The sequence below is a fragment of the Mesorhizobium newzealandense genome, assembly GCF_042682145.1.
Classification (GTDB): Bacteria; Pseudomonadota; Alphaproteobacteria; order Rhizobiales; family Rhizobiaceae; genus Mesorhizobium; species Mesorhizobium newzealandense.
Window position 1 is genome coordinate 281,227 of record NZ_JBHUGZ010000030.1, and the last position, 25,037, is coordinate 306,263.

Genomic DNA, 25,037 nt, shown 5'->3' on the forward strand with positions numbered 1-25,037 from the left:
GCTCAATCTATCGGACGGCTCAATCTGTTGCGGATCATGCTCTATCTGTCCGACGCCTGCCAGCGCGGATTGATCCATGGTTCCTGGTTGGACGGCGCCAGCGGCGTGCGCCCGAGAATGTGGTCGGAAGCCTTCTCGCCGGTCATGATCGACGGCGCATTGAGATTGCCGTTGGTGACGCGCGGGAAGATCGAGGAATCGGCGACCCGCAAGCCGTCGACGCCGATGACCCGGCATTCCGGATCGACGACGCTCATCATGTCGTCGGCGCGGCCCATCTTGCAGGTGCCGCAAGGATGGTAGGCGCTCTCGGCGTGATCCCTGATGAAGACATCGAGATCGTCGTCCGACTGGACGTGCGAACCCGGCGAAATTTCCTTGCCGCGATAGGGGTCGAACGCCGACTGGCCGAAGATCTCGCGGGTCAGCCGGATGCAGTGGCGGAACTCCGTCCAGTCGTCAGGATGCGACATGTAGTTGAAGCGGATAACCGGCTGCGATTTCGGGTCCGGCGAGCGCAGCGTCACCGAGCCGCGCGACTTCGACCGCATCGGCCCGACATGCGCCTGGAAGCCATGCGACTTTGCGGCCGCCTTGCCGTCATAGCGGACTGCCGCCGGAATGAAGTGGTACTGGATATCGGGGTAGTCGACACCGGCGCGCGAGCGCACGAAGGCGGCTGCCTCGAAATGGTTGGTGGCGCCAAGCCCGGTCTTGAAGAACAGCCACTGCGCCCCGATCAGCGCCTTCGAGAACGGGTTGAGCACCGAGTTGAGCGTGATCGGCAGCAATGATTCCTGCTGGATGTAGAGCTCCATATGGTCCTGCAAATTACGGCCGACGCCGGGCCTGTCGGCCACCACTTCTATGCCGTTTTCCCGCAGGTGCTCGGCAGGGCCGATGCCCGACAGCATCAGGATCTTCGGCGAATTGATCGACGAGGCGGCGACGATCACCTCGCGTCGTGCCTTAACGACCTGAATCTGTTTGTGAGCTTCGATCTCGACGCCGATGGCGCGTTGATTCTCGATGATCACCCGCCGCGCAAAGCCCTTGACCAGACTCACATTTTTCCGCCCGAGCGCCGGCTTCAGATAGGCGCTCGCCGCCGACCAGCGACGGCCGCCACGGATGGTCTGCTCCATCGGCCCGAAGCCTTCCTGCTTGGAGCCATTGTAATCGTCGGTCAGTTCGAACCCGGCCTGGCGGCCGGCATCGACGAAGGCGCCGTAAAGCGGATTGCGCCGCGAGCCGCGCTGCACATGCAGCGGGCCACCGTGGCCGCGCCAGCCATCCTCGCCGCCGTCATTGTCCTCCATGCGCTTGAAGTAGGGCAGCACGTCGGCAAAGCCCCAGCCGGTAGCCCCTTCTTCAGCCCAATGGTCGAAGTCGCGGGCGTGGCCGCGCACATAGACCATGCCGTTGATCGAGGACGAACCGCCGATGACCTTGCCGCGCGGCGTCGCCAGCACACGGCCACCCAGATGCGGTTCCGGCTCGCTGGCAAAACCCCAGTCGTAGAGGCTCATGTTGAGCGGGATCGACAGCGCCGACGGCATCTGGATCAGCGGCCCGATATCGGTGCCGCCGAATTCGATGACGATGACCGAATTCTTGCCGTCCTCGGACAGCCGATAGGCCATGGCCGAGCCGGCCGAGCCGGAGCCGATGATGACGAAATCCGCTTCAAGCATGGTTCATATGCGCCATGAAATCGGCGAGCGAAACGTTGCCGCCAGTTGCCATTACGAGCACGGTCTTGCCCTGCACATCCACCTTGCCGCCGAGCAGTGCTGCCAGCGAGGCGGCGCCCGACGGTTCGAGCACCAGCTTCATGCGCTCGAAGGCGATCCGCATGGCGCTGCGCACCGATTGATCGTCGACAGTGATGCCGCGAACGCCGGCGGTCTTGACCGCCGCGAACGGCGCGTCGCCCGGCCGTCGTGACATCAGCCCGTCACAGATCGACTTCGGGCCGATCGGCATCGTCTCGATGCTGCCATGCGCCAGCGACGAGCCCATGCCATTGAAACCTTCAGGCTCGACGCCGATGATCTCGGTGGCGGGAGACAGATAGTGGAAGGCGAGGGAAACGCCGCCGATCAGTCCACCGCCGCCGACCGAGCAGAACAAGAGATCGGCGCTGGCGTCCTTGGCGGCAAGCTGGTCGAGCGCTTCGAGTCCGGCGCCCGCCTGGCCGGCGACGATCTCCGGATCGTCGAACGGATGCAGCAGGGCCAGCCCCTCGGTCTCGGCGATCTCGCGCGCCTTGGCGGCGGCGACTTCCTCACGCGCACGCTCGCCATGATCGGTCAGCACGACGCGGGCGCCATAGCCTGCCGTGGCGTCGCGCTTGGCGGCCGGTGCGTCGATCGGCATGACGATGGTGACCGGAATGCCGAGCGCCTGGCCGGCCGCCGCCAGCCCTTGCGCGAAATTACCTGAGGAATAGGCGACAACGCCCTTCTTCGCCTCGTCGGCCGAAAGCTGCTTCAGCCGCCAATAGGCGCCGCGTATCTTGAAGGATCCGGCCCATTGCAGCGATTCCGGCTTGATGAAAACGCGGGCCGCCCCGGTCTCCCTGGCCAGGGCTGCCGATTCCAGCAGCGGCGTGATCTGCGTTGCCTTGGCGGTGACGGCATAAGCCTGCTTGAGATGGTCGAGGGTGGGGACGAGGGTCATCATCATTCGCCGCGCGGATACCTTTTGCTCTCTTCGAGATTGTCGAGGTTCATGTGGTTGCGCATGTAGCGCTCGGACGCCTTCTGCAGGGGCTGGAAATCCCAGGGGTAATAGGCGCCGTTGCGCAGCGCCGGATAGACGACCCAGCGGCGCGCCTGGCTTTCGCGCACGGCGGCGTCGAAGCCGGCCATGTCCCAGCGCGCCCGGACCTTGCCCATGAATGCCGCCACCAGGCCCGCATTGGCGGGGTCGTCGGCCAAATTGTGTCGCTCGAGCGGATCGGCTTCGAGATCGAACAGTTGCGGCGGGTCGAGCTCGCAATGGACGAATTTGTATCTGCCGTCGCGGATTGCAACGAGTGGCGCGCAGGAGCCTTCAGCTGCATATTCCATCAACACAGGCGCAGTGCGCTCACTGCCCTCGGTGAGGGGCAGCAGCGACTGGCCGTCGGTCCACGGTGCGATCGCCCCGATGTCGATGCCGGCAAGGTCGCAAAGTGTCGGCGTCACGTCGAGATTGGAGACCGGTGCCTCGATCAGCCCGGCGGGAACACCCTTGCCGGCGATCATCAGCGGCACCCGCGCCGAACCCTCGAAGAAGCTCATCTTGAACCACAGGCCGCGCTCGCCGAGCATGTCGCCGTGGTCCGAGCAGAACAGGATCACGGTGTCGTCGAGCATGCGCGTTCGCCGCAAGACGTCCAGAAGCTCGCCGAGCTTGTCGTCGACATAGGAGATGTTGGCGAAATAGCCGCGCCGGGAACGACGCACCTGCTCAGCGGTGATCTCGAAAGAGGTATAGTCGCTGGCGTGGTACAGCCGCTGGGAATGCGTATCCTGCTCGGCATGCGCGATGAACCCGGTTTCCGGGTCGAGCGCCTGGCAATGCTCATAGAGATCCCAGTACTGCTTGCGCGCGACATAGGGATCGTGCGGGTGCGACAGGGAGACGGTGAGGCACCAGGGCCGATGGCTCGTATCGTCCTGCTCGCGCGAAAGCTGATAGAGCTTCTGCGTGGCCAGGAAGACGACCTCGTCGTCATACTCCATCTGGTTGGTGGTCTCTGCGACACCGGCGCCGGTCACCGAGCCCAGATTGTGGTACCACCATTCTATGCGCTCGCCGGCCTTGCGATAGTCTGGCGTCCAGCCGAAATCGGCCGGATAGATGTCGGTGGTCAACCGCTCCTCGAAACCGTGCAATTGGTCCGGTCCGACGAAATGCATCTTGCCCGACAGGCAGGTGTAGTAGCCGGCAGCGCGCAGATGATGGGCGAAGGTCGGGATCGACGAGACGAATTCGGCGGCATTGTCGTAGACCCCGGTGCGCGACGGCAACTGCCCGCTCATGAACGAGGCGCGGCCCGGCGCGCAAAGCGGCGAGGCGGTGTAGTTGTTGGCAAACCGTGCCGAACGTGCGGCCAACGCTTTCAGATGCGGTGCATGGAGAAACGCGGCCGGCCCGTCCGGAAACAGGGTCCCGTTGAGCTGATCGACCATGACGATCAGGAAATTGGGTCGCTTCGTTGTCACTGTTTGCGCCGCTCGCCGAGTTTGGTTTCGAGATAGTCCTCGACCAGCGCGATCGCGGTCGCGGCGTTGGGGACGCCGTCCTTCAGCGCCCGCCTGATGTAGAGCCCGTCGATCATTGCCGCTGTCGCTTCGGCGACGCGGTCGGCTTCGGCTTTGGGCAGGATGCCGGTCAGCCCGCTCATCAGGTTCGAATGCAGCCGCCGCGCATAGACCCTGAGCAGCCGGCGCAAGGGCGATGATTTCTGCGCCTCGACGTAGAAGGCGAGCCATGCGGCGATGGTTTCCGGCTGGAACTGGATGTCGGAAAAGTTGACGGCAACCACCGCCGAGACGCGTTCGCGCGCGGTGCCGGCGCATTGAAGGGCGCGCCGCATGTCGATGGTCAGTTCGGCCAGGATGTGCCGCATCGTTGCCAGCAGCAGTTCGTCCTTGGCGCCGAAGTAATGATGGGCAAGGGCTGATGAAACGCCGGCGCGCCCGGCGATCTCGGACATGGTCACGTCGAGCGAACCGCGCTCGCCGATCGCCGAGATCGTCGCGTCGATGAGCGCCTTGCGGCGCAGGGGTTCCATTCCGACTTTCGGCATCTCGCTACGGTCCTTTGAAGCAGGATTATTTTTTATTGACGGGTCAATCAACAAAAAAATCGACACCGGCTCGGCCTGTACCAAGCGATTGTCTGGTTCCGGCTCTTCCCGGAGCGGGCATGATTGTTTATATTTGAACAATAAAGGCGAAGTGCGCCATGAGCCCACATGATAGGCTGGCGCCAAGGATGGAGACCGCCATGACCGCATGCATCGTTGGCTGGGCGCATTCGCGTTTCGGCAAGCTCGAGGGCGAGACGCTCGAAAACCTGATCGTCAAGGTTGCGACGGACGCGCTCGACCATGCCGGCATCGGTCCGGACGAGGTCGACGAGATCGTGCTCGGCCACTTCAACGCCGGATTTTCGGCGCAGGATTTCACCGCCAGCCTGGTGCTTCAGGCCGACGACCGGCTGCGCTTCAAGCCGGCGACGCGGGTCGAGAACGCTTGCGCCACGGGGTCGGCGGCGGTCAGGCAAGGCATCCGCGCCATCGATGCCAATGCCGCCCGCATCGTGCTGGTGGTCGGCGCCGAGCAGATGACGACGACGCCCGGCCCAGAGATCGGCAAGAACCTGCTCAAGGCCTCCTATCTGCCCGAGGATGGCGACACCCCGGCGGGCTTCGCCGGCGTCTTCGGCAAGATCGCCCAGGCCTATTTCCAGCGCTATGGCGACCAGTCCGACGCGCTGGCGATGATCGCCGCCAAGAACCATAAGAACGGCGTCGACAATCCCTATGCGCAGATGCGCAAGGATTTCGGCTATGAGTTCTGCCGCCAGGAAAGCGAAAAGAACCCCTTCGTTGCCGGTCCGCTGAAGCGCACCGACTGCTCGCTGGTCTCTGACGGCGCCGCGGCCCTTATCCTTGCCGACACCGCGACGGCACTGAAGATGCGCCGCGCCGTTGCCTTCCGCGCCAACGAGCATGTGCAGGATTTCCTGCCGATGTCGAAGCGCGACATCCTGACCTTCGAAGGCTGCGAACAGGCCTGGACCCGGGCGCTGAAATCGGCCGGCGTGACGCTGGACGATCTGTCCTTCGTCGAGACGCATGACTGCTTCACCATCGCTGAACTGATCGAATACGAGGCGATGGGTCTGGCCAGGCCGGGCGAGGGGGCGAAGCTCGCCATGAGCGGCGAGACCGCCAGGGATGGCCGGCTGCCGGTCAATCCGTCAGGCGGGCTGAAGTCCAAGGGCCACCCGATCGGCGCCACCGGCGTATCGATGCATGTTTTGACCGCCATGCAGCTTGTCGGCGAAGCCGGCGGCATCCAGGTGCCGGGTGCGAAACTCGGCGGCATCTTCAACATGGGTGGCGCGGCCGTCGCCAACTACGTTTCCATTCTCGACCGGATCAGATAAACCGCCCGCATTACAGCGCCGCGCGCCTTTTGAGGCGCGCAAGGACGCTGTAACACTTTGATTTTGCGCATGATCCTTTTCGAAGACCGATTCTTCGAGGTCATGCGCTAGGGAGGTGACATGACAAATCCGGTTCTGATCGAAGTCTTGCGCGGCGCGATCGTCGAGAGCGCCCACCGTGGTGCTGTCGCGGTCTTCGACGCCGATGGCAAGCCGGTCTGGGAAATCGGCGACACGTCGAGGCCGGTGTTTCCGCGTTCGGCGGTCAAGGCCATCCAGGCATTGCCGCTGGTCGAAAGCGGCACGGCGGATGCCTATGGCTTTGGCAACCGCGAACTGGCGCTTGCCTGTGCCTCCCATTCAAGCGAGCCCGCGCATGTCGAACTGGCGCGATCCATGCTGGCCAAGGCCGGACTGGACGGCTCCGCACTCGAATGCGGTGGGCATTGGCCCTCCAATCACGACGCGGAGATTTCGCTTGCCCGCGCCGGCGGTTCGCCGAACGCGTTGCACAACAATTGCTCCGGCAAGCATTCCGGCTTCCTCTGCACCTGCGTCCACGCGGGCATTGCCCACCGTGGATATGTTCGGCCGGAGCACGCCTTGCAGGAGATGGTGCGCGACGCCATGCAAGCGGTCACGGGCGCTGTCCATGGTGCCGATGAACGGGCGACCGATGGCTGCTCGATCCCGACCTACGCGGTGCCGCTCAGGAGCTTCGCCCTCGGCTTTGCCCGCATGGCCACGACAAATGGTTTTGGTCCCGAGCGGGCCAAGGCTGCGAGGCGGTTGCTGATCGCCTGCATGGCAGAACCGTTCTTCGTCGCCGGTACCGGCCGCGCCGATGTCGCCTTGATGGAGGCTGCACCCGGGCGGATTTTTGCGAAGGGCGGCGCCGAAGGCGTCTATTGCGCGGCGCTCCCCGAGCTTGGCCTCGGCATTGCGCTGAAATGCGATGATGGTGCCCCCCGCGCTGGCGAAGCCATGATTGCCGCCGTCATTGCCAGGCTGCTGCACGCCGACGAGGCCGTGGCGGCGAAGCTGCTTGAACTGGCCAACGCACCGATCGAAAGCCGGATTGGCGCCAAGGTCGGGGCGCTGAGGCCCACCGCCGCCCTCGGCTGAAGAGCAGGGTCTAGATCGCCGAGCGTGCTGCAGCGAGCGCGGAGTTCGACATGGCTTCCCGTTGGTTGGCTCTGACTACAGCTGGATCATAGCTCTTGCGGGCGAAGACTTCCGTCACCATCGGCGAGAAGAATTCCAGCGGCCGGGTCGAATAGTTCGGGTTAAAGCTCGACTGGTCCCATTTTTCGCAGAACTCCGCGCAGTCATCGAAATAGGCGCTTTCCCGGAACGCGTCCCGCTTGTGCGGATTGGCCCCGACATGCTCGCCATAATAGATGAGCTGGAAATCGCCATGCTTCTCGACCACCCAGGCGCATTGTTCGCGCACGAACGGTCGTATGATGGCGGCAGCGTATTCGTCGTGATTATAGGGAGCGTAGATATCGCCGATGTCGTGCAGCAGCGCCGACACCACCCAGTCTATGTCGGCGCCGGCATTCCAGGCGCGCGTGGCGGCCTGCAGCGAATGACCGAGCCGCGTAACCTTGTAGCCTGACAGCGATTTGTCGAGTTCGACCATGGCCGCCAGCAGCCGGTCGGCGGTGCCGGAGGCATATTCGGTTTCGTGTTCGGTCAGGAAGGCATAATCCTCGCGGTCGCCATCCTTCATCTGGGTGAACTTCACGGTTTCCATTGTCAAACCTCCAATGTCTGAGGCGGTCAGCGACCCATTTCGAGATAGATGTCATCCCCGTCGATATGGACGGGAAAGGTCCGCGCTTTGAGCTTTTCGTCGACCAGACATTTGCCCGATCGGATGTCGAACTCCCATCCGTGCCAGGCACAGCGAATGAGCTCTCCGGCGCGCTCGTAGACGAATTCCGCCCGGTCGGTCTGCCGGGTCGTACCGGATACCGGGCCCAAGCAAAGCTGACCTGCCCTATGCGGACAGATGTTGAGCAGGGCGGCATAGCCGTCGTCGAGGAGGAATATGCCCACGCTCATCCGGCCGATTGTAACGATTTTTGGCTGTCCGGCTGCAACGTCCCCGACCTTGCAGGCGAAGGCTCGGCTTTGAGCTGCCGCAATGTTCATCACGCAACCTTCGCGGAAGCGGTGGGAGCCTCGATGCGCTTGTAGACCTCAAGCGCGTTCAATCCCATCACCTTGTCGCGCCAAGCCGATGGGATGTGGAGATTGGTCGGCGCGTCGAAATCCCAATGCGGATAGTCGGACGCGAAAAGCAGTGTGTTCTGGCCATCCATGTGCTCCAACGTCTCCCACAGATGCCTGACATTCTGCGGCTGTTCGAGCGGCTGGGTGCTGAAGCGGATGTTGCGGCGGCAATATTCCGACGGCAGCATCTTCAGCCACGGTGTCTCCTTGCGCAACGCCTTGAAGTTGGCATCGAGCCGCCACATCAGCGAAGGCACCCACGACACGCCGCATTCGATGACGACGAAATAGAGGTCGGGGTATTTCTCGAACACGCCGTTGGAAATCATGCTGACGACATGGGTCATCGCAGGCTGGCTGAGCAAAGCGTGCGTTTCCCAGTAATAGGTCGTCGGCCCGCTCGCAACGGCATTGTGGTTCACGCCGCCCTGGCCGCCGAAATGGATGGCGAAGGGCAGCCCGACTTCGGCGCAGGCCTTGAAGATCGGGTGATAGAACGGATCGCCATAGGGGCGTTGCGAGCCGTGGCTCGCCAGAACCTGGACAATGTCCTTGTGGCCGCCAAGGCGCCGGATTTCGGCCGCGGCACCGTGCGGATCGGTCGGCGAAATAATGATCGATCCCTTGAAGCGCCTGTCCTTGGGCAGCCACCAGTCAATCATGTAGTCGTTGTAGGCCTTCACCAGCGCGTTGGCGTAGTGGTAGTTGGCCAGCGTCGAGGCTTCCAATGGCTCGTCCGCGGTGAGGATAGCCACGTCGATATCGTAGAGATCGAGGTGCTTCTCCTTCATGATCAGGTAGTTGTCCTCTTCGGTTTGCGGCTTGATGTCATGCCGCGAGAAACCTTCAGGATGCAGCCATGGACGATGGCCATGCGGGAAACTTCCCGTTGGGCCCGGCTTTTCGCCGCGAACCAGGAAGTCACGCCAATAGGGCTCGAGATAGGGAAGCAGAACCTCGGCGCTGGACCAGTAGTTGTGGACGTCGGTGTCGACGATGAACATGGATGTCACCTGCCAGGAGGGGTGGCGTGGAAGATGAAACAACCGTGCGCTTCGACGGCAGGTCCGGCAACGCAGCCGGGGGCGAGATGTTAATCGAAGAATCCGATTACCTGTTGCCGGGCCGGCCTGAAAAGCGTTAGCCGTTGCGGGAATTTCTTGCGCTGGATGCCGAGATGCAGATCGAACTGCTGGACACGTTCCTTGACCTGATCGAAACCCGCAACTTCAACAGGACAGCGGAACGCCTTGGCATCACCCAGTCGACCGTTTCGAGCCGCATCCGCACGCTTGAGGCGCTGCTGGAAAAGCAGCTCTTCATCCGCAGCAAGAGCGGCACGGAGCCGACCGTCGCCGGCCTGAGGTTCGAGCAACATGCGCGCGCGGTCAGACTGCGCTGGCTCGACGCCCGCCGCGAAATCCAGTCGGTCGGCAAGTTCGACCGCCTGATCCGCATCGGTATCCAGTTCGAGCTCTACGAACGCGTGCTGGAAGGGTGGCTGGAATGGGTGCGGGCGACGATGCCCAAGCTCGCGATCTATGTCGAGATCGACTACTCCAACCAGATGATCCTCGATCTGACCACCGGTAGCCTCGATCTGGCGGTGCTCTATTCGCCGCAGCATCTTCCGGACATGCACTACGAGCAGATCGCCGAGGAGAATTTCGTCATGGTTTCGACGCACCGCGTTGCCTTCGGCGAGGTCGTGCCGACGGACTACATCCGCGCCAATTATTCGGCCTTCTTCAATCGCGCCCACAAGCAGATGCTGCCGGAACTGGAAAACAGCCCCGTATCGACGGGCAATGGCGGCGCGGTTGCCTATCTGCTGCGAAGCCGGGGCGGCACCGCCTTCGTCACCGAAACGGTGGCGACGAAATTGCGGCAGGAGGGTGTGGCACAACTCGTTGCCGATGCGCCGAAGATCTCACATCCCATCTATTCGGCCGTGCATGTCAGGCACCATCATTCCCACACGCATGTCCGCCTGCTCAAGGCGCTCAAACTGATGACCGCGTAGAATTAGAGGTCGACCGCGATGTTTCCTTTTGGCGTGCTGCAGCAGGCCAGGATGAAGCCGTGCTGGCGCTCCATCTCCGACAGCCCGCCCATGTCGTCCATGTCGACTTCGCCCTCAAGCAGCCTGGCCTTGCAGGTGCCGCACACGCCCATCCGGCACGACGTGTCGAGACAGACACCGGCGGCCTCGGCCAGGTCCAGGATCGTTGCATTGTCGTTGGCCTCACAGTGGACGCCGGAGCGCACGAAGGTGACAGCGGCCTTCGCGCCTGGAGAGACCTTGCTTGTGGTCGGTGGCACGGCGCCAAAGGCTTCCTCGAAAATCCGCCCGGCTGGAATGCCGAGATCAAGCAGGTGACGACGCATCGCCTGCATGAAGCCTGCCGGCCCGCACAGGAAGGCGGTGCGGGCTCCCGCGTCCGGAACAAGCCGGGCCAGCCGCGTCATGTCCAACCGTCCGGCACTGCGGTGTTCGTCGAAGTCGGACGTTTGGCTGCACACCGTTTCGACCCGCAACTTCGTCATGTTTTCGGACAGCATGCGCAGTTCGTGACCGAAAAGGATGTCGCCCGGTGTGCGCGCGCATTGGATAAACGTGATGTCCGGGTCCCTGCCGGCATCATGTAGTGCTCGGACCATCGACATCAACGGCGTGATGCCGCTGCCGGCGCAAAGAAACAGCGCCTTGTCGATGGCGCGGTCCCCCAGCGTGAAGTCGCCGCCGGGCTCGCCGATCTCGACCGGGCAGCCTTCGCCGACATGGTCGTGCAGGATGCGCGTCGCCTTGCCGTCCGCTGCCACCTTGATTGTCAAGGCTATGCGTTCGGGCCGGGTCGGCGGCGATGCAATGGTGAACACCCGGGAGTAGGCCTGTCCGCACCAGAAGAAGCGGATCGCAACGAACTGGCCGGCAAGGAAACTGAATTTGCGACCATCTGCCCGCCGGAAAACCAGGGTGACGACATCGCCGGTTTCCTGAATCCGGTCGGTGCAGACGCAAGGGTGCAAAGTGCCCTGTGGCGATCTTGTGTCGGTGGGAACAGCCTCGACGCTCATTTGGCCATGACCTTGAAGGAACGGAAATCGAGCCGTCTTAACAGATCAGGCGGTCTCGTCCTCGCGCCTCATTGATCGCCAAAAGCGTTCAGGCCATCTCTAGCTGGCGTGATTGCGCTCCACGGTCAGGTGCGTATAGCCGGTGCTGTCCAATGACGTCAGGTCGCCTGTCGCTGGCTCGGCCCAGCGCTGGCCGACAACGGCGCCATTCGGCGCGCCGTCGATGACGTTGTCCGATATGACGGCCGTGCCGGCGCCTTCGACCACGCTGACGACGATGCCGGTTCCAGCCTTGCGGATGATGTTGCTGGTGGCCACGACATTGCGCAGGTACGGCCCCCAGCCGATCTGTATGCCATAGAGCGGTGCGTTCTCGATGACATTGTTGGAAACGGTGGTGTCGGCCTCGACGCCGATGCCGACGCCAAAGCCGGGCGGGTCGGCGGGGTAGGGGCCGCTGGTCGACAGATTGCGCACGATGTTGCCCGAGCAGACACCCATGCGGCCACCTTCGTTGAAGTTGACGATCGAGATGCCATTGGCGGCGCCGTCGACGATGTTGTTGCTGATGATGGCGCCTTCGAATGAGAATTCGGAATAGACCGCGGTCTCGCCCGAGCGCGAGCAGGTGTTGCCTGATATCTGCAGATTGCTGGCGCTGTTGGCGCGGATCGCCGAAAAGGCGCAATCGGACACGATGTTGCCCGAGATGACGACATTGCCGGCGCGGAAGGCGTTGATGCCGTTGCCGTTCTGCCCGGTTCCGCCACTGCGCGCCTGGATGCGCTCGACGCGGTTGCCGGTGACCATGGTGCCGTCTTCCGCCGCCTGCCAGCGGTGCACCAGGATGCCGCCATTGGCGCAGTCGGAAATGGTGTTGCCCGTGATCGCCAGCCCGCCGGCCTCGACCGAATAGATGCCGGCATCGGCAGCCCCCGATATCTCCGAGCGCTCGACCCGGCCCGCCGCGTGTTCCAGCGCCAATCCGTTCTTGCCGCTGCCGGTTATCTGGCAATTGTCGACGACGAGGTGCGCGACCCGACGCAGATCGAGCAGCCCTTGCGCGTAGTCGCCCATCGAGCGGTTGCTGCCATCGAAGACCAGCCCGCTGAGTTCGATATGGTCGGCCTGCTCGGCCATGAACAGGTGGCCATCGCCGCCATAGACGATCCGCGTTGCGCCCGGCACGCCGGAAAGACGCACGCGGCCAGGCAGCGAGAGGTTGGACACCACATAGGTGCCGGGCGGCAGGAACACCGGCATGTCGCGATCGTTCGCATCACGCAGCAGCTTGGCGAAGGCCTTGCTCTGATCGTCGAAGGTGCCAGGTGAGACGCCAAGTTCGGTCGCGTTGATCGAACCGCGCATCGAGGCTTTCTCGATGCCGGTCAGGCTGGCGGCCGCCGCCCTGCCAAGCGAGAGGCCCATGACGGCAAAGCCGGCGGTTCCGGTTAGCAGCGTTCGTCTGTTCAACATCGGCACAGGGTCCTGGCGTTCAACCTCGACACCGCAGGAATCGTGCCAGACGTTTGTCTCTCCTTTCCAGGGCAAGCGACAATGGCTTGTCGAGCAGCCTCTCCGCGCCTAAGTTCAAGGAATGAGCAGAGCTTTCACCCGCGAGGAAGACAGCGAAAACGCCATTGCCGGCGTCGGCGAGCGGCCGATCAGCCAACACCGCAACCTGGTGACGGAGCGCGGCCTGGCGATGATCGAGGAGAATCTGGCCGATCTGCGCGACATACTGGCCAAAGCCGAAAGGAAGGCAGACCGCGAGCGCATCGCGGTCGTGTCGCGCGACCTGCGCTATTGGACCGCCCGGCGCGAAAGCGCCGAGTTGTCGGTGCCGGAACCGGGCAGCGATCTTGTGCGCTTCGGCATGGGCGCCACGCTCGAGGCCGATGACGGCAGGAAGGTGCACTGGAAAATCGTCGGCGAGGATGAGGCCGATCCGGCCAAGGGCACGATTTCCCACGTGTCGCCGATGGCCGTTGCCCTGTTCGGCAAGAAGGTCGGCGACGTGGCAAGCGTCAACGGCAAGGAATGGGAAATCGTCAAGCTGTCGGACAGCTAGAGCGTCTCACATCTGGTACGCGCACGTCTCACATCTGGTACGCGCGATTGGCATTTGGCGAGCGTCCATGACCTCACGGGCAGCCTTCATCTGCCGATCGAACGGTGCCGCATCCCGGTTGCAACGCTGATCATAGCGCAACCTCTTCGGTTATGCAGCAGTGTTTAACCGGCGGCCAGCAGCCGGTCCAGCAAGCGATCCGCCGCGTCCGGAATGACCGTGCCCGGTGGGAAAATTTCCGCCGCACCCGCCTGCAGCACCGCGTCGTAGTCCTGTGGCGGGATGACGCCGCCGGCGACGATCAGCATATCGCCGTGGCCGAGCTTTTTCAGCGCGTCGCGCAGTTCGGGAATGAGCGTCAGGTGTCCCGCCGCCAGTGACGAGGCGCCGATGACATGGACGTCCTGCGCGACCGCCAGCCTGGCGATCTCATCCGGTGTCTGGAACATCGCCCCGACGGTGACGTCGAAGCCGAGATCGGCGAAGGCCGTGGCGATGACTTTCTGCCCACGGTCGTGGCCGTCCTGTCCCATCTTGGCAACGAGAATGCGCGGTTTGCCGCCGGTTTTCTTCTCAAAGGCTTCGAGCTTGTCCTGCAGCCCGTCGACCACGGAATTGTCGCCGAGTGCCTTGCGATAAACGCCGGAAATGGTCTGCACCGTCGCAACATGGCGGCCAAAGGTTCTTTCCAAGGCGAACGAGATTTCGCCGACCGTGGCATTGGCGCGCGCGGCGCGGATGGCGAACTCCAGCAGGTTTTCATTGCCCTGCGCGGCACGGGTCAGCGCATCGAGCGCGCTCTCGACCGCGCCGACATCGCGCGTGCCTTTCAGGCGTTGCAGTTTCGACAATTGCCGCGCCCTGACTTCGGCATTGTCGATCTTCAGCACGTCGACCTCAATGTCGGTCCCGGGGCGATGCGCATTGACGCCGACCAGCATCTGCTCGCCGGAATCGATGCGCGCCTGCGTGCGGGCAGCGGCTTCCTCGATGCGCAGCTTGGGAATGCCTTGTTCGGTCGCGGCGGCCATGCCGCCGAGCGCCTCGATCTCCTCGATATGGGCAAGCGCGCGCGCCGCCAGATCATGCGTCAGCCGCTCGAGATAGGCCGAACCGCCCCACGGGTCGATGATGCGCGTGGTGCCGGATTCCTTCTGCAGGATGAGCTGCGTGTTGCGGGCGATCCGCGCCGAATGGTCGGTCGGCAGCGCCATCGCTTCGTCGAAGGAATTGGTGTGCAGCGACTGGGTGTGGCCCTGTGTCGCCGCCATCGCCTCGATCATGGTGCGGATGATGTTGTTGTAGGGGTCCTGTGCCGTCAGCGACCAGCCCGAGGTCTGGCAATGGGTGCGCAGCGACAGTGAGCGTTCGTCCTTGGGCGAAAAATTCTTCTTCATCAGGGTCGCCCACAACAGGCGCGCGGCTCTCAGTTTGGCGACTTCCATGAAGAAGTTCATGCCGATCGCCCAGAAGAAGGACAGGCGCGGCGCAAAGCGGTCGATATCGAGGCCGGCCGCAACGCCGGCGCGGGCATATTCGATGCCGTCGGCGATCGTATAGGCGAGCTCCAGGTCGGCCGTCGCGCCGGCCTCCTGCATGTGGTAGCCGGAGATCGATATCGAATTGAACTTCGGCATGTTCTTCGACGTGTACGAGAATATGTCCGAGACGATCCGCATCGAGGGCTTCGGCGGATAGATGTAGGTGTTGCGGACCATGAACTCCTTCAGAATGTCGTTCTGAATGGTCCCGGCGAGATCCTTCTGCGCAACGCCCTGTTCTTCCGCCGCGACGATGTAGAGCGCCATGATCGGCAGCACCGCGCCATTCATCGTCATCGACACCGTCATGTCGCCGAGCGGAATGCCGTCGAACAGCTGGCGCATGTCGAGGATGGAATCGATGGCGACGCCCGCCATGCCGACGTCGCCGGCGACGCGCGGATGGTCGCTGTCATAACCACGATGCGTGGCGAGATCGAAGGCGACCGACAGCCCCTTCTGGCCCGCGGCAAGATTGCGCCGGTAGAAAGCGTTGGACTCCTCCGCCGTCGAGAAGCCGGCATATTGCCGGATCGTCCAGGGTTGCTGGACATACATGGTCGGGTAGGGGCCGCGCACGAAGGGCGGCAGGCCCGGATAGGTGTCGAGATGCGGCAACCCCTTGAGGTCGCTTTGATTGTACAGATGCTTGGCGACAAGGCCTTCCGGCGTCGTCCGCTGGCCTTTGACCTCGACGGAGATGCGGCGTGGCGGCACCCAGCCGATCTGGCTGAAATCAGGGATCAAGAGGCGGCTCCGATCGATTGGTCGATACGGGCCGGAAACAGGGGTTCGCAGACGGCAACGCCTTCGGTGAAAGCAGGCCGCCGTTCCGCTGCCAGCGTCTCGACCGGGCGTTCGCTCTTCGACGGGTAGAGCGTGGTGCCGATGATGGTCCGCTCACCTGCCTGGTAGGCTGAGTTGCGCCGCGCCGCCGCGGCGTGAACGCGCTGCTGGATATGTCCGTCCCGAAGGCTCGACAAGACGCCGCCCTCGGCCTCGATTGTCTGCAATTCCACCCAGGCCATCTCGCACAGTTCCGCGGTCAGCGCTTCGACCGCGCCGGACCCATAGGCAGGATCGGCAACATGATCGATATGGCTTTCATTGGCCATGATCAGCTGCGTGTTGCGGGCAACACGACGCGCAAAACCCGCCGGCAAGCCATGTGCGATCGTATGCGGCAGGATGGAGATCGAATCGGCACCGCCAGATGCCGCCGCAAAGCAGGCAATTGTGGTGCGCAGGATGTTGGTCTCCGGGTCCATGGCCGTCATCATGCGAAACGACGTCTCGGCATGGATATTGGCCGTGGTATTGGGGATCGAACAGGCCTCCTGCAGCCGTGCCCAGAGCCTGCGCAGCGCCCGCACCTTGGCTACCGACAGAAACTGATCCTGGTCGACGCTGAGCGCGAAGCCGATATGGGGTGCGGCATAGACAAGCGGCTGCCGCGCCGTCTCGAACATTCTGAGATAGGAGACAGCCGAGGCCAGCATGATGCCGAGCTCCTGCGCTTCCGTGGCGCCGGCGTTGTGGAACACACGCCCGTCCGCCTCCAGCAGCACGCCCGGAACGCCCATCGAGAAGAAATGCGCCAGCGATTGCGGCATCGACGCCTGCAGAGCCTCGATCGACATGCGCAGCCGGCCGGTTCCGGCGAAGATCGCCGCCGGATCGATGCCGAAGGAGAGGTTGAGCTTCGCCGGGTCCGAACGGCGCTTGCCCAAGAACGCCACCAGCCAGTCAGCCACGGCGCGGCTCCAGGGATGGGCATCGATGCGGACCTGGATGCGGTTGAGCGGCACACCGTCCAGCACTGTCTCCAGCGCCTGCGCCGTCCTCGGCAGGCCGTAGCCGAACGCGTTCGGCGCTCCTTCGAAGACAAGCGACAATCCCGTCGCGCCTTGCGCCACGTCCTCCAGGGCCTGCGCCCTGGCGCGGTCGATATCTGGATCATCAATGCGCTGGCTGACGATCCAGGGCGATTTCGGGTTTGCGCGCACGGTCGGTTCGGCTGCGATGCTGCGCTCGTAGAGCGGTTCGATGCGGATGTTGTCGTCGGTATGGGAGACCAGCTTTTCCTCGAAGGATGCGCCGGCCAACGCCTTTTCCGCCAGGGCCAGCCATCGCTGGCGCTCGGCATTCTCTGGTTCAACGTCCTGGGTCAAGGCTCCGGCGCCCATCCGTATTCCTCGTTTCATGCGACCGCACCAGCCTGGAGCAATTCAGTCTACGGTTCCCGGTCCGATATCGCAATGCAATGCGCTTTCAGGGTCGGAATTCAATCCATCAGATATAGGTAGCCTGCATGGACGAACCATGAACGATTGCCAAACGCCGACAAAATCCGCAAGTTCCAAAAAGCCGATTTCGACCATTGGCCCGATCTGGACGATTGGCCCCGTTTTGGACGATTGGTCCCGTTTTGGACGATTGGCCCCGTTTTGGACAATCGGCATTGTCGCTGTGCAACGGCCTCACTATACCTGCGGCAAGGCCACTGGCTTTAAACACATCAGTTTGCGGAGACCGGACATATGGCTGACGACACCAGTATTTTCATCGGCGCCAGCCGCAAGCCGGACGACAGCTATCAGCGTGCCGAGCACCTGTTGCTGCAATATGGCAACCGTCACGGCCTGGTGACCGGCGCCACCGGCACCGGCAAGACCGTCAGCTTGCAGATTCTGGCCGAAGGATTTTCCAACGCCGGCGTGCCGGTGTTTTGCGCCGACATCAAGGGCGATCTGTCCGGCATCGCCATGATGGGCACGGCGCAGGATTTCCTGGTCAATCGGGCTGAACAGGTCAAGCTCGACCCCTACGACTTCCAGGAATTCCCGGTCATTTTCTGGGACCTGTTCGGCGAGCAGGGCCATCCGATCCGCGCCACCGTTTCCGAAATGGGGCCGTTGCTTTTGTCGCGTCTGATGAACCTGACCGAGGCGCAGGAAGGCGTCATGAACATCGCCTTCCGCCTGGCGGACGAGGAGGGCCTGCTGCTGCTCGACATGAAGGACCTGCAGGCGCTGCTGTCCAACATCGCCGAGCGCGCCGACGAGCTCGGCTCGCGCTACGGCAATGTGACGAAACCGTCCGTGGGAGCCATCCAGCGCACCCTGCTGGTTCTGGAGCAGCAGGGTGCGGCGCATTTCTTCGGCGAGCCGGCGCTGCGCATCGCCGACATCATGCGCACCACCCGTGACGGGCGAGGCGCCATCAGCGTGCTTGCCGCCGACAAGCTGATGATGAATCCGCGGCTCTACGCGACCTTCCTGTTGTGGCTGATGTCGGAGCTGTTCGAGGTGCTGCCGGAAGTCGGCGATCCCGACAAGCCGAAGCTGGTGTTCTTCTTCGATGAGGCGCATCTGCTGTTCGAGGACGCGCCGAAGGTGCTGATCGACCGCGTCGAGCAGGTTGTCCGCCTGATCCGCTCGAAGGGCGTCGGCGTCTATTTCGTCACGCAAAACCCGCTGGATGTTCCCGAAACCGTTCTCGCCCAGCTCGGCAACCGGGTGCAGCACGCCTTGCGCGCCTATACGCCGCGCGAGCAGAAGGCGGTGAAGACCGCGGCCGAAACCTTCAGGCCGAATCCCGACTTCGATTGCGCCACCGCGATCACCCAGCTGGGCACCGGCGAGGCGCTGGTTTCCACGCTTGAAACCAAGGGTGTTCCGTCCATGGTGCAGCGGACGCTGATCCGCCCGCCATCCTCGCGCCTCGGCCCGATCACGCCTGACGAGCGCCGCAAGCTGATCCAGGCAAGCCCGGTCGCCGGCCAGTACGATCAGGTCGTCGATCGCGAATCGGCTTTCGAGATGCTGGAGAAAAAGGCCAGGGAGGCGCAGGACGCCGAAGAACGGGCGCAACAGGCCGGCAGCGGCGGCTCGCGCTGGACCATTCCCGGCTTCGGCAATGACGATCCGGCACCGCAACCAGGTGGCAGGCGTGCGCCGGCACCGCGCCCGTCCAATCGCCAGACGGTGGCCGAGGCGGCGATCAAGTCGGTGGTTCGATCGGTCGGCTCGTCGGTCGGCCGCGCCATCGTACGCGGCATTCTCGGCAGTCTGTCGAGAGGGCGGTAAGGCTCGATGCAGCGGCGCTGCCGTTGCCTCGCAGATCAGAAGATCGAGTTGGTGATCTCTTTCAACGGCCCGAGCAGGATCGATCCGTCCGGCACGCCGGCGTCGATCGGGATAGCCCGGCGATTGCCCGTCGCCGCCACCATCGGCTGATTGATATCGGCGGTAACGATAACCGGGCTCTTCGAGGGCACGCGATCATAGAGATCGATAATGTCCTGGTTCATGAAGCGAACGCAGCCCGACGAGACCGACTTGCCGATCGACTGCCATTCTGGCGAACCGTGCAGGCGGTAGAGTGTGTCCACATTGCCCTGGAACAGATAGAGCGCGCGCGCCCCGAGGGGGTTCTTCAGTCCGCCGGGCATGCCGCCATTGTCGGCGCTGTACGGTTTCAGTTCCGGCTGCCGGGCGATCATTTCATCCGGCGGCGTCCACTTCGGCCACTTCTGCTTCCACTGGACGACGGCGTCGCCGGACCATTCGAAGCCGGCGCGGCCGAGGCCGACGCCGTAGCGGATCGCCTGGCCGCCCGGGCGCACCAGATAGAGGTGGTGCCCGGTCGTATCGACGACGAGGGTGCCGGGCTTCTGACCCGTCGGATCGGGAACGATCTGGCGCAGGAACTGCGGATCGATCTTCTCGAACGGTATGGCCGGAAGGTCGAAGCCGCCATCGCTGACGGCTGCGTACATGGTCGCATAGTCGGGCAGGGGCGGCTCGGCATAGGTTGGCGGCGGCGGCTCGACCGGTCCCGGTCCGGTGGTGGCACATGCGGAAACCGCAATCGAAGCGGCGCCCAATGCAGCGGCGTTGAGAAAGCCGCGACGGCTCAGGCGATAGGATTCGATTTCGGTTATGGACATGGTTGCCTTCTTTAGGTCTCAAATCGCAACAAAGCGTGAAACGCCGACCGCTGCGTGGGTGTCTGACAACACCCGGCGCGATAGGCGGTTCCGATTCTGGCTCGAACGTGGACAAACAAAGGCGAAGCTGTGACTGCGCTGCCACTGTGGCGCCAGAGACACAGGTTTGCAACCTAGCTGCCAGGCACCAGTGCTTCGAGCGACGGCAGGATCAGGGCCGGTGGAAAGTCCCGGTACTCTTCCGGCTGGTTGGCACGGTTGATCCAGACCGTGCGGAAGCCGAATTTGGTCGCACCGGCAATGTCCCAGCGATTGGAGGACTGGAAGGAAACCGCACTGGGGTAGAGGCGCCAGCCGGTTGTGGCCATGTCGTAGACCGCCGGATCGGTCTTAAAGCGCCGCACCGTGTCGACGGAATAGATGTCGTCCAGAACCTGGTCGAGCGCGGCGGATTTGACCGCCGCCTGCAGCATTTCGGGCGAACCGTTGGACAGGATCGCCAGTTTCGCTCCCGAAGCCTTGAGCGCCTTGAGCACGGCTGGCACTTCCGGATAGCAATCGAGCCGCCAGTATGCGTCCAGCAATTTCGCCTTGAGGCCGGGATCGGCCGAGGGGACCTTGCGCAAGGCGAAGTCGAGCGCCTGTTCGGTCAGCTGCCAGAAATCGGCATAGGCGCCCATCAGCGTGCGCACCCAGGAATATTCGAGCTGCTTGGCGCGCCAGATTTCGGACAGCAATTGGCCGTCCGGCCCGATCTGATCGGCATGACGGCGCACGGCGGCATGCACGTCGAACAGTGTGCCATAGGCGTCGAAAACATAGGCGGCGTATTGCATGGCAACAGTTTTGAGGCGAGGCGCGACAAGGTGCAAGCTTTGATTGCACCGCACTCGCCGCTGGCCTCAACAAAACTCCTCGATGCCGGTTGACGGCGCCCGCCAAAGCATCTTCCAATGCTGTGACACGAGATCGACTGGAACGGAACAAAGCGATGACACTGGCGGCTGCGGCACTATCCGCGACATGGACTTTTGTCGATGGTGACTGGCATGAGGGCAATGTCGCCATTCTGGGGCCGCGCAGCCACGCCATGTGGCTTGGCACCAGCGTGTTCGACGGCGGCCGCTGGTTCGAAGGCGTGGCACCCGACCTCGCGCGTCATGCCGCCAGGGTGAATTCTTCGGCGATTGCGCTCGGCCTTAAGCCGTCCATGACCGCCGACAAGATCGTTGGGCTGACCTGGGACGGGTTGAAGAAGTTCGACGGCAAGACCGCCGTCTACATCAGGCCGATGTATTGGGCCGAGCATGGCGGCTATATGGGCGTGCCGGCCGATCCCGCATCGACCCGTTTTTGCCTTTGCCTCTATGAATCGCCGATGATCCCGCCGACCGGTTTTTCGGTGAGCGTGTCACCGTTCCGGCGCCCGACCATCGAAACCATGCCGACCAACGCCAAGGCCGGCTGCCTTTACCCCAACAACGGCCGCGCCATTCTCGAAGCCAAGATGCGCGGGTTCGACAACGCGCTGGTGCTCGATATGCTGGGCAACGTCGCCGAGACCGGAACCTCGAACATCTTCCTGGTCAAGGATGGCCATGTGATGACGCCCGCGCCGAACGGCACTTTCCTGTCCGGCATCACCCGCTCGCGCACGATGACGCTGCTGGGTGAGTATGGCTTCAAGACCACCGAAAAGACGCTGTCGATACGGGATTTCCTCGAAGCGGACGAGATCTTTTCGACAGGAAACCATTCCAAGGTGGTGCCGATCACGCGCATCGAGGATCGCAATCTGCAACCCGGGCCGGTGGCCAAGAAGGCACGCGAGCTCTATTGGGATTGGGCGCATTCGACGTCGGCCGGCTGACGCGCCCGGCATGGCCTTTTGTCGCTGCAAGGGTCGTTGTCGGAAAACCGTGTGACAGTTTTCCGCAACCCGCTTAGAAAGGGAACTGGCGCTTCATTCCGGAGTTGTTCCAGCTCAATCCAGACCTATCTTAATCCGGTATCGACACCGGATTTTCCACGAGGGAGTACTACCCATGGCTTTTGAATTGCCCGCTCTGCCTTACGACTATGAGGCCTTGCAGCCTTACATGTCGAAAGAGACGCTGGAATATCACCACGACAAGCACCACAAGGCCTATGTCGACAACGGCAACAAGCTGGCCGCCGAGGCTGGCCTGGGCGATCTGTCGGTCGAAGAGGTGGTCAAGCAGTCGTTCGGCAAGAATGCCGGCCTCTTCAACAACGCTGCCCAGCACTACAACCACATCCATTTCTGGAAGTGGATGAAGAAGGGCGGCGGCGGCAACAAGCTGCCGGGCGCCCTGCAGAAGGCATTCGACAGCGATCTCGGCGGCTACGACAAGTTCAAGGCCGATTTCATCGCCGCCGGCACGACGCAGTTCGGCTCCGGCTGGGCCTGGGTCTCGGTCAAGGACGGCAAGCTGGCGATCTCGAAGACGCCGAATGGCGAGAACCCGCTCGTCCATGGCGCGTCGCCGATCCTTGGCGTCGACGTCTGGGAGCACTCCTATTACATCGACTATCGCAACGCCCGGCCGAAATATCTCGAGGCTTTCGTCGACAGCCTGATCAACTGGGATCACGTGCTCGAATTGTACGAAAAGGCCTGATGCATGTCGCCCAAAAGTGCGCAGCGGTTTTGGGACGACGACAGGGACGAAAACAAAGGTTCAAACCGCGTCTTTGGAGTCCGTCTGGACAGGACGCGTTTGATGTCCTGATCGATCTGCAGAAAAGCCCCGGCATCCCGGGGCTTTTTCTTTATTCCGCGTCGGGGCCTCGTACCGTTGAAGTCCGGAAAAATCTTCCGGGGAGAAGGGAATATTCCACCCGCCGCATCCGTTAACGTCCAGTCCCGAAATGCCTTCATCCCCCAAATGCCTTCATCATGGAGCCAAATGAATGAGAAAGCTTGTCATCGCCATCTCAATGCTCGCACTCGCGGGTTCGGCGGCTTTTGCCGACCCGATCCTCGATCGGCAGGCTCTGATGAAGGAGCGTGGAAAGATCGTCGGCGGCCTGTCGAAAGTGGTCAAGGGCGAGGACCCCTTTGATGCCGCCGCTGTGCTGACCGCACTGCAGGCCTTGCAGGCGAATGCCGAGAAAATCGACGTCGACGCGTTGTTTCCGGCGGGCAGCGACACGGGCGATACCACGGCGTCGCCGAAGATCTGGGAAGACATGGCCGGCTTCAAGGCGACCAACGACAAATATATCGCCGACGTCAAGGCAGCGACCGCTGCCGCTCCCGCGGACGTCGATACGCTGAAGACGCAATTTGGCGCCATCGCGTCCAATTGCGGCACCTGCCACCAGACCTACCGGGTGAAGAAAGGCTGATAGCGGGCAATGCCCTGGCTGAAAAAACTCGTCGGCGCCCTCGTCGTTCTGGGCGGCGTCGGCGCGGTTGCCGGGTGGGTCCTGTCAGCGCCGGCAAGGCTCGACAGTGAGACCCTGGCCAAGCTCGGCCCTGGCGACGCGGCCAGGGGCAAGCGTATTTTCTATGCCGGCGGCTGCACCTCCTGCCATGCAAAGCTGGGTTCGCAGGGCGAGGCGCGGCTCGCGCTCGTCGGCGGCCTCGAACTCAAGACGCCGTTCGGTATCTTCGTGCCGCCCAACATTTCGCAGGACCCCAAGGACGGCATTGGCGCGTGGTCGGTGGAGGACCTCGCCAATGCCATGCTGAAGGGGGTGTCGCCCTCGGGCGAGCATTTTTATCCGGCATTTCCCTATGCGTCCTACGCACGCATGAAACCGGCCGACATTGCCGATCTCTATGCCTTCCTGAAGACGCTGCCGGCCGTCGCCGGCAAGGCGCCTGGCAATTCGCTGACGTTCCCGTTCAACATCCGCCGCGGCATCGGCCTTTGGAAACTGCTTTATCTCAGCGATCAGCCGGTCATTTCGCTCGCCGAAGGCACGCCTGCCCCGGTGATCGCCGGCCGCTATCTGGTCGAAGGCCCGGGTCACTGTGGCGAATGCCACACGCCGCGCGACTTTGCGGGCGGCACGAAGAAGACCGAGTGGCTGGCGGGTGCCGTGGCCGCCGAAGGCAGCGGCGTCGTACCGAACGTCACTTCGGGCGAGGGCGGCATCGGCAACTGGTCTGAAGCCGACATCGCCAATTACCTCGAAACCGGCTTCACGCCCGGTTTCGATTCCGTCGGCGGCGCGATGGTCGACGTGCAGAGGAACATGGCCGAACTGACCGCGGGGGATCGCGCGGCGATCGCCGCCTACCTCAAGGCGGTACCGCCGCATCCAAACGGCTATCCGGCGCGCAAGAAGGCGAAGTGATCCACCTCGTCCAAACCGCGCAGCGGTCTGGGATAACGGCATGCATTAAAACAATAATTTGAAGCGCGGTGTGTGACTCTCGTCAGGCGCGCCGCGCTTCAGCTATTGGAGTACGGGTGGCGGTCGCCCAGAAAGTCGAAGCCCGTCTCGAAGAAATGGTTGTAGTTGCAGGTCAGCTCCTCGCCGGGTGCGATGTCGCGCAACGCGAAGCTCGCCTCGGGCGAGGAGACGTCGCAATTCGGCTCGTCGGCGTGGTTCATGTAGCGCGCATCGTCGGCTTCGAAGACGATGTAGTTCGGGTCGCGGCGGTCGGGATAGGAGTAACGGTCGAGATAGCTCTTCACCGGTCCGGTCTCGCCCTCATAGGTCTCGACATTGATGATCCGGTCGAACCTTGGATCCAGCTTCCAGATCAGCGTGCCGCGGGGAATGTGGTTCTTGGCAAAGACGCCGATGCCCTGGATGGGCGATTTGTCGAGATAGACGTCGACGAGCAGCATAATGGACCTTTACGCGATTGGGACTGTAGGAGCCTCAGAGAAGCCGCGCACTGGGTAGCGCGCAGCCATTGCAATTGCGAGCGGAAAATCCACTTCACATAGCTGGAACAGAAGCGTCGGACGGGATCATGCGCAAATCAAAAAGTGATGACCGTGGG

At 62.9% G+C, this 25,037-nt stretch carries 23 protein-coding genes; 9 read left to right on the forward strand and 14 right to left on the reverse strand.

The features are described from left to right. Nucleotides 1-41 precede the first annotated feature (41 nt). The 4 genes from betA to betI are packed head-to-tail and all read right to left on the reverse strand — an operon-like array spanning nt 42 to nt 4,801. Entirely contained in the window at nt 42-1,694 is a 1,653-nt protein-coding gene (betA, locus tag ACFSOZ_RS35395; protein ID WP_379105939.1) for a choline dehydrogenase, read from the reverse strand. Beyond that, a complete protein-coding gene (locus tag ACFSOZ_RS35400; RefSeq protein WP_379105941.1) occupies nt 1,687-2,688 on the reverse strand; it encodes a threonine/serine dehydratase in 1,002 nt (333 codons plus the stop codon). Before ACFSOZ_RS35400 ends, betA begins: the two co-directional genes overlap by 8 nt. Beyond that, entirely contained in the window at nt 2,685-4,214 is a 1,530-nt protein-coding gene (betC, locus tag ACFSOZ_RS35405) for a choline-sulfatase (protein ID WP_379105943.1), read from the reverse strand. The genes ACFSOZ_RS35400 and betC overlap by 4 nt, the downstream gene beginning before the upstream one ends. Further along, complete coding sequence (gene betI, locus ACFSOZ_RS35410) at nt 4,211-4,801, reverse strand: choline-binding transcriptional repressor BetI (protein ID WP_379105945.1); 591 nt, start codon at nt 4,799-4,801, stop codon at nt 4,211-4,213. The genes betC and betI overlap by 4 nt, the downstream gene beginning before the upstream one ends. Nucleotides 4,802-5,001: 200 nt before the next feature. Between betI and ACFSOZ_RS35415 the strand changes: the two genes are divergently transcribed. Then, nucleotides 5,002-6,168 carry an acetyl-CoA acetyltransferase gene (locus ACFSOZ_RS35415; RefSeq protein ID WP_379105947.1) on the forward strand — a complete coding sequence of 389 codons (1,167 nt, stop codon included), beginning with the start codon at nt 5,002-5,004 and terminating at the stop codon, nt 6,166-6,168. 120 nt (nt 6,169-6,288) lie between these two features. Beyond that, complete coding sequence (locus ACFSOZ_RS35420; protein WP_379105949.1) at nt 6,289-7,293, forward strand: asparaginase; 1,005 nt, start codon at nt 6,289-6,291, stop codon at nt 7,291-7,293. A gap of 10 nt (nt 7,294-7,303) precedes the next feature. Here ACFSOZ_RS35420 and ACFSOZ_RS35425 read toward each other — a convergent pair whose 3' ends face one another. The 3 genes from ACFSOZ_RS35425 to ACFSOZ_RS35435 are packed head-to-tail and all read right to left on the reverse strand — an operon-like array spanning nt 7,304 to nt 9,413. Then, nucleotides 7,304-7,927, reverse strand: coding sequence for an HD domain-containing protein (locus ACFSOZ_RS35425; RefSeq protein ID WP_379105951.1), 624 nt, complete (start codon nt 7,925-7,927; stop codon nt 7,304-7,306). 26 nt (nt 7,928-7,953) lie between these two features. After that, the gene (locus tag ACFSOZ_RS35430) at nt 7,954-8,328 is read right to left on the reverse strand and encodes a Rieske (2Fe-2S) protein (RefSeq protein ID WP_379105953.1); all 375 of its coding nucleotides are present in this window, start codon (nt 8,326-8,328) and stop codon (nt 7,954-7,956) included. Further along, nucleotides 8,328-9,413, reverse strand: a complete 1,086-nt coding sequence (locus ACFSOZ_RS35435) for an amidohydrolase family protein (protein WP_379105954.1) — start codon at nt 9,411-9,413, stop codon at nt 8,328-8,330. The genes ACFSOZ_RS35430 and ACFSOZ_RS35435 overlap by 1 nt, the downstream gene beginning before the upstream one ends. 173 nt (nt 9,414-9,586) lie before the next feature. Here ACFSOZ_RS35435 and ACFSOZ_RS35440 point away from each other — a divergent pair, with 173 nt between their 5' ends. Next, nucleotides 9,587-10,432 (forward strand): LysR family transcriptional regulator, encoded by an 846-nt coding sequence (locus tag ACFSOZ_RS35440; protein ID WP_379105956.1) that lies wholly within the window; start codon nt 9,587-9,589, stop codon nt 10,430-10,432. Nucleotides 10,433-10,434: 2 nt separating this feature from the next. On the opposite strand, the gene ACFSOZ_RS35445 is transcribed toward ACFSOZ_RS35440, so the two are convergent. Further along, nucleotides 10,435-11,487: a flavin reductase family protein gene (locus ACFSOZ_RS35445; RefSeq protein ID WP_379105958.1), complete on the reverse strand. Its 1,053-nt coding sequence runs from the start codon at nt 11,485-11,487 to the stop codon at nt 10,435-10,437. 99 nt (nt 11,488-11,586) lie between these two features. Further along, nucleotides 11,587-12,963: a TIGR03808 family TAT-translocated repetitive protein gene (locus tag ACFSOZ_RS35450; protein ID WP_379105960.1), complete on the reverse strand. Its 1,377-nt coding sequence runs from the start codon at nt 12,961-12,963 to the stop codon at nt 11,587-11,589. Nucleotides 12,964-13,084: 121 nt separating this feature from the next. On the opposite strand from ACFSOZ_RS35450, the gene greA reads away from it, so the two are divergent. Continuing rightward, nucleotides 13,085-13,558, forward strand: a complete 474-nt coding sequence (greA, locus tag ACFSOZ_RS35455) for a transcription elongation factor GreA (RefSeq protein ID WP_379105963.1) — start codon at nt 13,085-13,087, stop codon at nt 13,556-13,558. 164 nt (nt 13,559-13,722) lie between these two features. On the opposite strand, the gene scpA is transcribed toward greA, so the two are convergent. Then, the gene (scpA, locus tag ACFSOZ_RS35460; RefSeq protein WP_379105965.1) at nt 13,723-15,846 is read right to left on the reverse strand and encodes a methylmalonyl-CoA mutase; all 2,124 of its coding nucleotides are present in this window, start codon (nt 15,844-15,846) and stop codon (nt 13,723-13,725) included. Next, nucleotides 15,843-17,285 (reverse strand): methylmalonyl-CoA mutase subunit beta, encoded by a 1,443-nt coding sequence (locus ACFSOZ_RS35465; RefSeq protein ID WP_379105967.1) that lies wholly within the window; start codon nt 17,283-17,285, stop codon nt 15,843-15,845. Before ACFSOZ_RS35465 ends, scpA begins: the two co-directional genes overlap by 4 nt. Before the next feature lie 354 nt (nt 17,286-17,639). On the opposite strand from ACFSOZ_RS35465, the gene ACFSOZ_RS35470 reads away from it, so the two are divergent. Then, complete coding sequence (locus ACFSOZ_RS35470) at nt 17,640-19,187, forward strand: helicase HerA-like C-terminal domain-containing protein (RefSeq protein ID WP_379105969.1); 1,548 nt, start codon at nt 17,640-17,642, stop codon at nt 19,185-19,187. A gap of 35 nt (nt 19,188-19,222) precedes the next feature. Here the strand turns inward: ACFSOZ_RS35470 and ACFSOZ_RS35475 are convergent, their stop codons facing one another. After that, a complete protein-coding gene (locus ACFSOZ_RS35475) occupies nt 19,223-20,050 on the reverse strand; it encodes a L,D-transpeptidase (protein ID WP_379105971.1) in 828 nt (275 codons plus the stop codon). A gap of 173 nt (nt 20,051-20,223) precedes the next feature. Further along, complete coding sequence (locus ACFSOZ_RS35480) at nt 20,224-20,886, reverse strand: haloacid dehalogenase type II (RefSeq protein WP_379105973.1); 663 nt, start codon at nt 20,884-20,886, stop codon at nt 20,224-20,226. Nucleotides 20,887-21,041: 155 nt separating this feature from the next. Here ACFSOZ_RS35480 and ACFSOZ_RS35485 point away from each other — a divergent pair, with 155 nt between their 5' ends. The 4 genes from ACFSOZ_RS35485 (at nt 21,042) to ACFSOZ_RS35500 (ending at nt 24,379) form a co-directional block, all read left to right on the forward strand. Beyond that, nucleotides 21,042-21,920: a branched-chain amino acid aminotransferase gene (locus ACFSOZ_RS35485; RefSeq protein ID WP_379105975.1), complete on the forward strand. Its 879-nt coding sequence runs from the start codon at nt 21,042-21,044 to the stop codon at nt 21,918-21,920. 175 nt (nt 21,921-22,095) lie between these two features. Next, nucleotides 22,096-22,692 carry a superoxide dismutase gene (locus ACFSOZ_RS35490; protein ID WP_056563640.1) on the forward strand — a complete coding sequence of 199 codons (597 nt, stop codon included), beginning with the start codon at nt 22,096-22,098 and terminating at the stop codon, nt 22,690-22,692. A gap of 292 nt (nt 22,693-22,984) precedes the next feature. Next, nucleotides 22,985-23,422: a c-type cytochrome gene (locus ACFSOZ_RS35495; protein WP_379105977.1), complete on the forward strand. Its 438-nt coding sequence runs from the start codon at nt 22,985-22,987 to the stop codon at nt 23,420-23,422. A 9-nt stretch (nt 23,423-23,431) separates the two neighbouring features. After that, entirely contained in the window at nt 23,432-24,379 is a 948-nt protein-coding gene (locus tag ACFSOZ_RS35500; RefSeq protein WP_379105979.1) for a cytochrome c, read from the forward strand. Nucleotides 24,380-24,477: 98 nt separating this feature from the next. On the opposite strand, the gene ACFSOZ_RS35505 is transcribed toward ACFSOZ_RS35500, so the two are convergent. Further along, a complete protein-coding gene (locus ACFSOZ_RS35505; RefSeq protein ID WP_379105981.1) occupies nt 24,478-24,879 on the reverse strand; it encodes an SET domain-containing protein in 402 nt (133 codons plus the stop codon). Nucleotides 24,880-25,037 lie beyond the last annotated feature (158 nt).